The organism is Erythrobacter sp., assembly GCF_023653175.1.
Taxonomy (GTDB): domain Bacteria; phylum Pseudomonadota; class Alphaproteobacteria; order Sphingomonadales; family Sphingomonadaceae; genus Erythrobacter.
The window spans coordinates 25,272-36,201 of the sequence record NZ_JAMNXL010000014.1; the positions used below are offsets into that span (position 1 = coordinate 25,272).

10 protein-coding genes and 1 other RNA gene are annotated in these 10,930 nt (G+C 68.7%); 3 read left to right on the top strand and 8 right to left on the bottom strand.

Annotated features, from left to right (window positions below):
• Positions 1-5: 5 nt before the first annotated feature.
• From NBV68_RS03375 to NBV68_RS03385, 3 genes are all read right to left on the bottom strand, one after another.
• Positions 6-1,229, bottom strand: a complete 1,224-nt coding sequence (locus NBV68_RS03375) for a hypothetical protein (protein WP_296307202.1) — start codon at positions 1,227-1,229, stop codon at positions 6-8.
• Positions 1,226-2,659 carry a glycosyl transferase family protein gene (locus NBV68_RS03380; protein WP_296307204.1) on the bottom strand — a complete coding sequence of 478 codons (1,434 nt, stop codon included), beginning with the start codon at positions 2,657-2,659 and terminating at the stop codon, positions 1,226-1,228. The genes NBV68_RS03375 and NBV68_RS03380 overlap by 4 nt, the downstream gene beginning before the upstream one ends.
• Positions 2,660-2,779: 120 nt before the next feature.
• Positions 2,780-3,217: a VOC family protein gene (locus NBV68_RS03385; protein ID WP_296307207.1), complete on the bottom strand. Its 438-nt coding sequence runs from the start codon at positions 3,215-3,217 to the stop codon at positions 2,780-2,782.
• 248 nt (positions 3,218-3,465) lie between these two features.
• Here NBV68_RS03385 and NBV68_RS03390 point away from each other — a divergent pair, with 248 nt between their 5' ends.
• The 3 genes from NBV68_RS03390 to NBV68_RS03400 all read left to right on the top strand — a co-directional run bounded on the left by NBV68_RS03390 (position 3,466) and on the right by NBV68_RS03400 (position 6,571).
• A complete protein-coding gene (locus tag NBV68_RS03390) occupies positions 3,466-4,218 on the top strand; it encodes an SIMPL domain-containing protein (RefSeq protein WP_296307223.1) in 753 nt (250 codons plus the stop codon).
• Positions 4,219-4,394: 176 nt separating this feature from the next.
• Entirely contained in the window at positions 4,395-5,201 is an 807-nt protein-coding gene (locus tag NBV68_RS03395) for a metallophosphoesterase family protein (protein ID WP_296307224.1), read from the top strand.
• Between the two features lie 59 nt (positions 5,202-5,260).
• The gene (locus tag NBV68_RS03400; protein ID WP_296307225.1) at positions 5,261-6,571 is read left to right on the top strand and encodes a UDP-glucose/GDP-mannose dehydrogenase family protein; all 1,311 of its coding nucleotides are present in this window, start codon (positions 5,261-5,263) and stop codon (positions 6,569-6,571) included.
• A gap of 173 nt (positions 6,572-6,744) precedes the next feature.
• Here the strand turns inward: NBV68_RS03400 and NBV68_RS03405 are convergent, their stop codons facing one another.
• The 5 genes from NBV68_RS03405 to NBV68_RS03425 all read right to left on the bottom strand — a co-directional run.
• On the bottom strand, positions 6,745-8,280 hold the full coding sequence (locus tag NBV68_RS03405; protein WP_296307226.1) for a pentapeptide repeat-containing protein: 1,536 nt from the start codon (positions 8,278-8,280) through the stop codon (positions 6,745-6,747).
• A 295-nt stretch (positions 8,281-8,575) separates the two neighbouring features.
• Positions 8,576-8,992, bottom strand: an RNA gene (rnpB, locus tag NBV68_RS03410) — RNase P RNA component class A.
• A gap of 97 nt (positions 8,993-9,089) precedes the next feature.
• On the bottom strand, positions 9,090-9,812 hold the full coding sequence (locus NBV68_RS03415; RefSeq protein WP_296307229.1) for an N-acetylmuramoyl-L-alanine amidase: 723 nt from the start codon (positions 9,810-9,812) through the stop codon (positions 9,090-9,092).
• A gap of 31 nt (positions 9,813-9,843) precedes the next feature.
• Complete coding sequence (locus NBV68_RS03420; protein WP_296307228.1) at positions 9,844-10,497, bottom strand: histidine phosphotransferase family protein; 654 nt, start codon at positions 10,495-10,497, stop codon at positions 9,844-9,846.
• A gap of 10 nt (positions 10,498-10,507) precedes the next feature.
• On the bottom strand, positions 10,508-10,930 hold a 423-nt coding region (locus NBV68_RS03425; RefSeq protein WP_366067439.1), incomplete at its 5' end, for a M67 family metallopeptidase.

Genomic DNA, 10,930 nt, shown 5'->3' on the forward strand with positions numbered 1-10,930 from the left:
CGGGATCAAAACCCCGCCGACACCGTCACCGCCACGCCCGATCCCGGCGCGGCGTCGCCCGCCACCCGCAGGCGCCAGTCGACCGCGATGCGCGCCGGCACCTTGCCGATGCGCGTGTCGAGCCGCAGCGTCGGGCCGATATCGGCGCGCTGCGCATCCTTCTGCGCGCCGCCCCATGCCCCCGCACCGAGGCTGAGGCGCAGCCGCTCGTCGGTGAGGCGGGCAATCAGCGGGACGCTGCGGGTCACGCTCGCCTGGGCATCGGCGAAGGGCGTCGCGCCTGGCCCGCCGACCCAGCCGCCTTGCACATAGACCTCGCCCTGCGCGCCGAAGGGCAGGCGCAGCGGGGGGACTTCGGTGACGGCATAGGCGGCCGGGCGGAAGGTGTTGAAGAAGGCCGCGTCGGTGTAGCGCACCTCGCCCGCCACCCGCACTGGCAGGCGCGCGAAGAGGCGCAGCGAGGCGCCCAGGGCAGCCTCGTTCTCGCCGCGCGTTACCAGCGCGCGGTAGGCGCGGGCGTAGAGCCGCGGGTCGTGGCCGCTCGACGGGGCGAGGCGGTATTGCAGCACCGCGCCCGCCTGGCTCGCCCCGTAGACCGGCACTCGCCCCTGGCTGACCGGCGCGGCGGAGGAACCCTGCCGCCAGAACACCCAAGCATCGAGCGACCACCGCCCGGGAGGGGCCGCGACCGGCAGGGGCAGCCCCGGGGGCAGGAAGGGCGCAGACGGCGCCGCAGGGTCGCTGCCATCACCAGCGGCGCCGGGAGCGGCTACGGCGGCATCCCCGGCGACCAACCGCCACTGCGGGCTGCCCTCGAAAGCGGGCAGTCGGGCGGCCTCGGCGCGGAACGCTGGAGCAGGCGCGCGAGCGCGCGCGAGGGGGGCGATCTGGCCCCAGCCCTCGCCCGCCCGCGCGCCCGGGTCAGGTTCCCCGAGCCCCTGCAATTGCTGCCAAAGCAGCGCCCTTGCCCGCGCCAGATCGATCGGCGCCGCGCCCCAGTCGACAGCGGCGAGGCGATAGGGCGGGACGGGATCGCGGACGGGCACGGGCACGGGCACGGGGGACACGAGCGCAGCCGCGGCCGGTTCAAGCGCGAGGGGATCGTGCCACCACATCGCCCGGGCGCCGCACCATCCGCCGATCAGCAGCACGAGCATCACCAGCGGGCCGCCCCGCATCCGGGTTCGGGCCCGAACGCCTGTCTGGGCGCGGCGGGCCGGGGCGGTCATGGTCTGGCCGGACCGAGTTTGCCGGCGTTGGTCGGATGCGCGTCGTGATCGGTCTTGTCCCATGCCGCTGCCGTCCCGCGCAAGGTGCGGGCATAGGCAAACACCGCGCGCCTGCCAGCGATGATCGCAATGACATTGGCCAGCGGCAGGCGCAGCACCGCCCACACGCCTTCGGCCACACCATATTCGCGCGCGGTGAAGGCAAAGCGCATCGCGATCCGCCACGCGAAAGCCGCGCCATTGGCGGCGAGCACCGCGACCAGCAGAGGGGTGAGCGGCGGCGGCTCGGCAAAGCCGAAAGCGATCATCAGGCCCATCAGCGCCGTAAGCAGCACCAGCGCATAACCGACCAGCAGCACCAGCGCGGTGAGCGGCCCGCGGCGGTCGCGGAAACGCATCCAGTATTCGCTCACGCCCCCCGCCCAGCCGACGCGGTCCCAGCCCTGGAGCGCGATCCCCAGCACCCAGCGTGCCTTCTGGCGCACCACGGTGTCGAAGCGGTGCGGGAAGAAGGCGCGGGTGGCGATCAGGCTTCCGTCGTTGTCGCGCGCGCGCACGAAGCGGCAGCGGCCGCCCTCGGCAGCGATGGCGAGGCCGAGCTCGTAATCCTCGGTCAGCGAGTCGCTGGCGAAAGGCAGGGCCGCTCCGGTCTCGCCGCCCTGACGCGCCACCAGCCAGTCGAGCGCGCGGCGCGAGGCGGCGCAGCCCACCCCCGCCCCCGGCAGGCCCGCGCCCAGCGCGTCGCGCACCACCAGCGCCTTGCCATGGGCCTCGGCGAATTCCTCGCAGTAATGCGCGCCGATGTGCCGCGCGAGCCAGCCGCGGTGGTGCGGCACCAGCGGCTCGACCGGCAGCTGCACGAAGTCCGCGCCCCCCGCGATGGTCTCGTCGAGCAGGCCCAGCGCGCCGGCATCGACCATGTCCTCGGCATCGTGGAACACCAGCATGGCAAAGCGTTGCTGGGTGCGTTCCTCGTCGAGGGTGAGCGCGGCGAACAGGCGGTTCAGGCAGTCGGCCTTGGTGGTCGGCCCCTCGCGACCGTGGATCACCAGCCGGAAACGCGGATCGCCGTGCGCGGCGGCGATCGCGGCGCCGATGGTGGCCGGATCGTTGCGATAGCAGCCGACATAGAGGCGCAAGGTGTCCTGCGGCCAGGTCTCGAGCAGGTGGCGGATGGTCTGGCCGATCACCGCCGCTTCGTGCCAGGCGGGGATCAGCACCGCAGCGGGCCCGGCGAGGTCGCGATGCGCGAGGCTCGCCCGGCTGCGGCGCGGTGTCACCGCCCGCCCCCGGGCTCTGAGCCACAGCCAAGCCGCATCGACCGCAAGATCGTCCAGCGCACCGACCAGGAAGAATACCCCGGCGAACAACAGTAATTCATGCTGCAACAGGGCGAGCCACTGCCACAGAACAGGCTCTCCAATGGACAAGGCGACCCCCTTCCCCAATCAAGGTGTTAACTTACCTTGACAGGGGGTCTTTTGCAACAGCATCAAGCAATTTTATTGGTTTAAATCGCCTAAAATCTGGGACTTGTATAAAGTCGACACTTACCAGCTGCCGGCATTCGGCATGCTGACCCACGGCTCGGCCGGTTCGAGATGGCCTTCCTGCAGCAGCTCCACAGAGATGCCGTCGGGCGATTTGACGAAGGCCATGTGCCCGTCGCGCGGAGGGCGGTGGATGATGTGGCCGGCATCGGCCAGCGCCGCGCAGGTCGCGTAGATGTTCTCGACTCGGTAGGCGAGGTGACCGAAATTGCGCCCGCCCGTGTAGTCCTCGGCCGGGCTGCCGTCCTCGGGCGGCCAGTTGTAGGTCAGCTCGACCTCGGCCACACCCGCCTGCCCGGGCGCGGCGAGGAAGATAAGCGTGAACCGCCCCGCCTCGCTGTCGAAGCGGCGCACCTCCTCGAGCCCGATCAGCTTGAAGAAGGCGACCGTCGCCTCCGGATCCGCGACGCGAATCATCGAGTGAAGATACTTGACCATGAACTCACCTTTCAAAGTCGCGGGACGATCGGTCGCGCAGCGGCCGCAAGGCCGAACGGCCGCCCGCAGCGGGCGCAGCTTGCTGCGCGTCTAGCGAGGAACGCACGCCGGATGGCGTGCGGAAAACAAGAACACGCGGCGGCGTAGATCGATGTTGAGAAAGACGCATCCTCCTCGCACCCATTCAAACTCCATTCATCGACGATGATGCACAACTCATCGCATCAACTCTTATGGGGGAACATGCGATGAGCGGCGACGAAGTGCAACCGGCAAACACGACCAGAGGCCCCCTCGCCGAGCCCGCCAGCTTGCGCTGGTTCGGCACTGCGGCAATCCTCGCAGTCGGCATGATCGCGGGCGGCTATCTGCTCGGCGACGGGCTGCTGCGCGCCAAGGATGCCGAGCGCGCGGTCACCGTGCGCGGCCTTGCCGAGCGCGATGTCACCGCCGACCTTGCGACCTGGACGATCTCCTACTCCGCCTCCTCGACCAGCCTTGCCGAGGCGCAGGACAAGGTGCGGCGCGACACGCAGGGCATCGAGGCCTTCTTCAAGGAGCTCGGCTTTCCCGCCGCGGCGCTCCAGCCGACCGGCGCCAATGTGACCAGCTTCACCAACGAAGGCGTGACCACCTACACCGTGCGCCAGCGCCTCGCGCTGCGCACCACCGACATCAAGCGCGCCCAGAAGGCGGTGGCGCGCCAGTTCGACCTGGTGGCGCGCGGGGTGTTCCTCGAGGAGGGCTCGGGGATGGCCTACACCTTCACCAAACTGAATGACATCAAGCCCGAGATGGTTGCCGCCGCCACCAAGGACGCGCGCGCGGCGGCACAGCAATTCGCCAAGGATTCCAATTCGGGCGTCGGCAAGATCCGCGACGCGACCCAAGGTTATTTCGAGGTCACCGCGCGCGACGGCGATACCGGCGGGTGGGGCTCGGCAGACAGCCCGTACAAGAAGGTGCGGGTGGTGACGACGGTCAGTTTCACGCTCGATTAGGGCAAGGCCGGCTGCCACTCGCCGACAATTTGGCACTTTCCGTCGCGCACCGCGGAGGGTCGGTTGCGCCGCCACGTTGAGCAGGTTATCGCGCCCCCCCAACATAAGGGGCGCGGCAAATTTGCCCGACCTCGAGGCTTTGGCCGGGTCGCACCGATCGGAACACCACACGGGCCATGCTACAGCGTCTGCGCGATTTCTTCACACCCCCCCCTCCGCCCAAGCTGCCGGCGGTTCCCGATGGCCGGCGCTACTACGCGATCGGCGACATCCACGGTCGTCTCGACCTCTACGAGGTGCTGATCGGCGCGATCGAGAACGAGATCGCGGTCGCCCCGGCCCTCGACCATCGCATCGTGCTGCTTGGCGACCTGGTCGATCGCGGCACCGACAGCGCCGGCGTGGTCGAGCGCACCCGCACCTGGCAGCAGGCGCGCAATGTCCGCGTGCTCGCGGGCAATCACGAGGAGATGTTCCTCGCCGCCTTCGAAAAGCCCGAGGCGCTGCGCCACTTCATCAAGCACGGCGGGTACGAGACGCTGCTGAGCTACGGCTTCACGCGGCGCCAACTCAGCGACATGCCGCTCGAAGCGATCTTCGAGGCGCTCCCGCAGGTTGTCAGTCAGGCGACCCGCGATTACATCGCCGGGTTCGAGACCATGATCCGCGCGGGCGATTACGTGTTCGTCCATGCCGGCATCGACCCCGCCCGCCCGCTCGCCGAGCAGACCCGCGGCGACCTGCTGTGGATCCGCGAGCGTTTTCTCCGCCACGAGGGGCCGCTCGAGAAGGTCGTGGTCCACGGCCACACGATCTTCAGCCACGTCATGGACTGCGGCAACCGCATAGGAATTGACACTGGCGCTTTCCGTTCCGGTGTGCTTACAGCGCTCGTGCTCGAGGGCGACCAGCGGCGCATTCTGCAGGCCCGTGCCGGCGAAGACGGAACGGCGCAGGTGTTCCATGGTGACCGGGCGCAGTAGGCGCGCCAGCCGATATCAGGCGCCAGCCGGCGCGCACATCTCTTGAGGGCCGATAGTTCATGAAGATTGCCATGGTGGGATCCGGCTATGTCGGGCTCGTGTCGGGGGCGTGCTTTGCCGATTTCGGGCATGACGTAGTCTGCATCGACAAGGATCAGGGCAAGATCGATTCCCTGCATGCCGGGATCATGCCGATCTACGAGCCCGGCCTCGATGCCCTAGTTGAAAGCAATGTGAAGGCCGGACGGCTGAGCTTCACCACGTCGCTCGGCGAGGGGATCGCCGGGGCCGACGCGATCTTCATCGCGGTCGGCACCCCCAGCCGCCGCGGCGATGGCCACGCCGATCTCACCTTCGTCTACGAGGTCGCGCGCGAATTGGGCGAGAAGCTCAGCAATGATGCGGTGGTCGTCACAAAGTCGACCGTCCCCGTCGGGACCGGCGACGAGGTGGAACGAATCATCCGCGAGACCGGCACCGCCCACAGGTTCGCGGTCGTTTCCAACCCCGAATTCCTGCGCGAGGGCGCGGCGATCGGCGATTTCAAGCGCCCGGACCGCATCGTCATCGGTGCCGAAGACGAGTTCGGCCGCGAGGTGATGCGCGAGGTCTATCGCCCGCTGTTCCTCAACGAATCGCCGATCCTCTTCACCAGCCGCCGCACCAGCGAACTGATCAAGTATGCCGCCAACGCCTTCCTCGCGACCAAGATCACCTTCATTAACGAGATGGCGGATCTGTGCGAGAAGGTCGGCGCCAACGTGCAGGACGTCAGCCGCGGGATCGGGATGGACAACCGCATCGGCGCCAAGTTCCTGCACGCCGGCCCGGGCTATGGCGGCAGCTGCTTCCCCAAGGACACGCTCGCCCTGCTCAAGACCGCCGAGGACTATGACAGCCCCACCCGGATCGTCGAGGCGGTGGTCAAGGTCAATGACAGCCGCAAGCGCGCGATGGGCCGCAAGGTGGTCGATGCGCTGGGCGGAACCGAGGCGGCGCGCGGGAAGAAGGCGGCGCTGCTCGGCCTGACCTTCAAGCCCAACACCGACGACATGCGCGACAGCCCCGCGATCGCGGTCGCGCAGACGCTGATGGATGCGGGCGTTGCCGTGGCCGCCTATGATCCTGAAGGCATGGAACAGGCCCGCCCGCTGCTCCCCGGCGTCACCATGTGCGGCAGCGCCTACGAGGCGATCGAAGGCGCCGACGTGGTGGTGATCGTCACCGAGTGGGACGCCTTCCGCGCGCTCGACCTGAAGCGCGTCAAGGAACTGGCCAACGCCCCGGTGATGGTCGACCTGCGCAACGTCTACAAGCCCGAGGACATGCGCGCGGCGGGGTTTGAGTATGTGAGCGTGGGAAGAAGCTGAGCTCCCCGCCCCGAGCTTGACCCGGGGCCCCGCTGCCTTTGTTTGCGAACGCGCCTCCGCGCGTTCGTCCTCGGTGCTGTTCCTCCGCTTCGCTACGGGCACCTGCGGGCGGGCGTTCGCCCTTGTGGCCCGTCGGTTGGCGGGCCGAGCCAGCACTCTAGCTCAAGGTCTGGTCAGCGCGCCGTCAGATCGATCCCGTCGTCGAAAAACGCCCGCATCCCGCAGTCGATCAGGCCGCGCGCCTCTTCGGGGGTGTTGCCCGTGTTGCCGCTGTAGCGCAGCACGATCCGCCGCCCTTCGACCCGGAACAGCGGCACCTTGCGGCCGCTCTCGCTGCGCGCACTCCACCAGCCGGTGGCGGGATCGAAGCGGGTGACGGGCGCGCCCATCTCGCAGGTATGGGCATTGGCGCGCACCGCGGAGCCCTCGGCAGCGATGCTGCCATCGGGGTTGCCGGTGAGCGTGATGTCCTGCCCGCTCGCCTCGGACAGCACCGGCACGATGCGCTCGTAAAGCTCGCCCCGCCGCATCGTATCGGGGAGCGGGAGGGTGTCGTCCACATAGGTCACGCTCTCGCCCGGGCGCAGCGCGATGCCTGGGCCAAGCAGCCCGCGCAGCACCGCGATTCGCGCCTCGTAAAGCTCTGCCAGACACGTCCGGTCACCGTCGCATTGCCCGCGTGAGGCGAGCCAGCGGCGTTGTGCGGCCAGATCGCCCTTGCCGCCTGCGCGTGCCGCCGCCCATGCCTCGGCAAGCTCGCGGTCGAGGCGGCGCAACTCGCTCTCGTATTCGCCGCAAAGCGTCTTCTCGATGGCGGCGGCGGCCTTGGCGCAATCGAAGCTCGGTCGGTCTTGCGTGGCGGAGCGGGTGGCGTCAATCAGCGTGCGCGCCTCGTCGGCGGTGATGGTAACGATGCCGGGGACGAAGGGCGGGAATTCGCCCGGAACGTCCTCGTAGGGCGAGGTATAGCTGTCCGCCATCCGCACCGGCCCCGTGATCCGTGCCTCGCCAAGGTAGGCGAAGGCAGCAGGGGCGATGATCGTGCCGTTTAGCACCGCGCCCGAAACGCCTTTCGCATCCCACAGCCACAGCCCGCTGATGTCGGCGCGGGTGAGGTCGGCTCCGGCGAAATCGGGCGCTCCGTTGATGCAGGTTTCGGGATAGACGATGCTGCAGGCGAAGCTGGCATCGGTGAGGTTGGCGGCGCGGAAACTCACATCGCCGAAGTCCGCGCCCTGCCACCCCGAGACGAAGCGCATGCCGGTGAGATCAGCGCCGGTGAAGTCGCTGCCCTGGAGGTTGACCCCCTGTGTGGACAGCCCGGGCCAGCGCGCGCGGGCGGCTTTGGCGCCGATGAATTCGATGTGGACGAGGCGCAGATGCGGGATCTCGGTTCCCTCCCAATTGCTGCCCGCGAGTTCCGTTTCGGCAAGGCAGGCATTGGCGAGCAGCGGTGCTACCTTGCGCATGTCGTCATTCGCAAAGTTGCCGCCGCGCACCACCGCGCGCTTGCCCGCGGGGACCGCGAGCAGGGCGTCGGCGAGGTCCGAGGGGTTGTAGATCGCGCGCGCGTCGATGATCGCCCAGCTACTGCGGACGGCGGCCGCGTCCTCGCCGGGGAGGACGCACAGATCGGTGACAGGCGAGCCTTCGAGGGGAAGCTCGGGCTCCTGCGCGGCGAGGGCGAGTGCGGCGGCGAGCGTGAACATTGGCGGCGGTTCCTCCCGACCAATGGTTTACGCGATGGCGGGGCGGGCACCAAGCCTTTGTGCTTGCATCCCCCGCCCCGGGCCTGATCCGGAGCCCAACTGTTCATGGCAGGACAAAAGTAGCGGGGCCCCGGATCAAGCCCGGGGCGGGGGAGATGAGGGTGAGGTAGGGCGATAGTTCGGCCCGCCAGCGGGCGGGCCGCAAGGCCGAACGGCCGCCCGCAGGCGCCCCGGAGCGCAGCGCAGGGAACAGCGCCGAGGACGAACCCGCGGAGGCGCGTTCGCAACGAAAACCATCATCAGGGGGCCATCATAAGCCGGGTTCTGTCTCCTCAGGCGGTATCCTTGCGGACGGGCCTGCGGTGGCAGCCATTCATCTGGGCGCCGGATTGCTCCGGCGCTCTAGCAGCCAACCCGGGCCGCTCGGGGCGAAACTCCCCTGCCGCTCTTGCAAGCGGCGCGCGGCCCCTATTCGGCCTTGCTCCGGGTGGGGTTTGCCATGCGGTTGCCGTTGCCGGCCCCCCGGTGCGCTTTTACCGCACCCTTTCACCCTTGCCTGTCCCCTTCGCGAGCGGAGGGCCATCGGCGGTTTGCTCTCTGTGGCACTTTCCCTTGCGCCCCCGAAGGAGCGCCGGCGGGCGTTACCCGCCACCCTTGTTTCGTGGAGCCCGGACTTTCCTCGCACGTAGCGCGGCTGCCTCAGGCCCCCTGACCGGTGGGCCTATAGGCGTCACGCCGATGAAATACCATTTCTTGTTTGTCGCATCGCTTGATGCTGAAAACCGGTTCCCACTTTTCAGCGCGATGCTCTAGCGCGTCCGCCCCTGGTCGCGGTCGAGCAGCAGCTGCCACAGGATCGCCGCCACCTCGCCATCGGGCACGCCGGTGATGCGCTCGGGCCGCCAGCGGCGCTCGAAGGCTTCGACCGCTTTGGCAGAATCGGTGATGTCGTAGCCGAAGCGTTCGAGCGCGAGGAAGAAGCTGCCCTCATTGCGGAACGGGTTGCCCGCCGCAAGGCACGCCGGGCGCGGCAGACACAGCTTGGTGTCGGCGAGGCGGTGCCACGGGAAGAGCTCGCCCGGATCGGTCTTGCGCATCGGCGCGACGTCGGAGTGGCCGACCACATTGGCGCGCGGGATGTCGTATTGCTTCACGATCCGGCTAAGCAGCGGGATCAGCGCGTCGATCTGCGCCTCGGCAAAGCCCCGATAGCCCCCATTCGCGGGCTCGTGGCCGGGATGGTCGAGCTCGATTCCGATGCTCGCCGAGTTCACATCGGGAATGCCGCGCCAGAAACTCGCGCCCGCGTGCCAGGCGCGCTTGTCCTCGGGCACGAGGCGGATCACGCCGCCCTCTTCGGTGATGAGGTAATGCGCACTGACCTTCGCCGCCGGGTCGGTCAGCCGCTCGATCGCGGTGCCAACCGGCTTCATCTCGGTATAGTGGAGCACCACCATGGTGACGGGCAGGCTGCGTTCGTCGAAATTGGGCGAGAGACGTTCCTCGTGAACCAACTCGTCGTCTGCCCCCATCATCGCCCCCCTGTTGGCCTCAACGCTGGCCTTAGCCGATCATGCCTTCAGGCTCGGGCAGCACCGCGCCGAGCACCAGCGCGCCATCGCCGAGCTTGTACTGGAGGCCGCCCTCCATCTCCTCGGCGAGCACGCAGATCATGTGCGCGGCGGCGGTGCGGCTGGTGATCTCGCCCTCGTCGAGATCGCCCTGCAATGCGCGGCCGATGGTCTCGTCGAAGGCGATCCGGTCGCCGCGCGCGCGGGCGACGATCTCGACCGCGCCGTCACGCCGCTCGGCCCCGATGTCGAGCGTGCCGCCGCGCACCAGCGCATCCAGCGCAATCTGCGCGAGGTTGAGCAGCACCTTGACCGCAGGCTTGGGCAGGCTGGGTTCCGCGATCGCCCAGTTGACCGCGACCTTCTTGGCATCACCCGCCAGTGCGTCGATCACCGTCTTGGCCTCGTCGACCGGGATCGCCTCGCCGAAGCCCCCGGCCGCGCCGAAGGCGAGGCGGAAGAACTTCAGCTTGTCGGTGCTGATCTTCGCCGACTGCTCGAGCAGATCGACCACCTGCGCGCGCATCTGGGGATCTTTCTCCTCGGCAAGCAACTCGAGCCCGTTGGCGAGCGCGCCGACCGGCGAGAGCATGTCGTGGCACAGGCGCGAGCACAGCATCGCGGCAAGATCGGTCTGGGAAATCATGGCCGCATTCCTAGCTGCCCGTTATGGTAAAGGGAAGTGCGGTGAAACCCGCTTCCCCGTCTCTCCAGAACCTTGCGTCGTCGCCGGCAAGGATCGCCCAGACCTTGCCGTCACCGCTGGCCGAGGCGCGGTCGGTGGCCGAGGGCTCGGCGGGGCCGAGCGGGTGCGAGTGGTAGTAGCCGATCACCGCGAGGCCGCCGGCACGCGCGGCGCGGTGCGCGTCGATCAGCGCCTGAGGGTCGATCTCGAAATGGGTTTGTGGAGAAGGGTGGACGTTGGCGGCCGCGCGCGCTTCGGTGATCCGCCCGCCTTCCCCCAAGAGGATGCCGCAGGCCTCGCACGGGTGTGCGGCAGCGGCGTGGGCGCGCATCGCCCCGAGGGCCTGGCTTGTCACTTCGAGCCTCATCGCGCATGGCCTTAACATGTCCGAGCA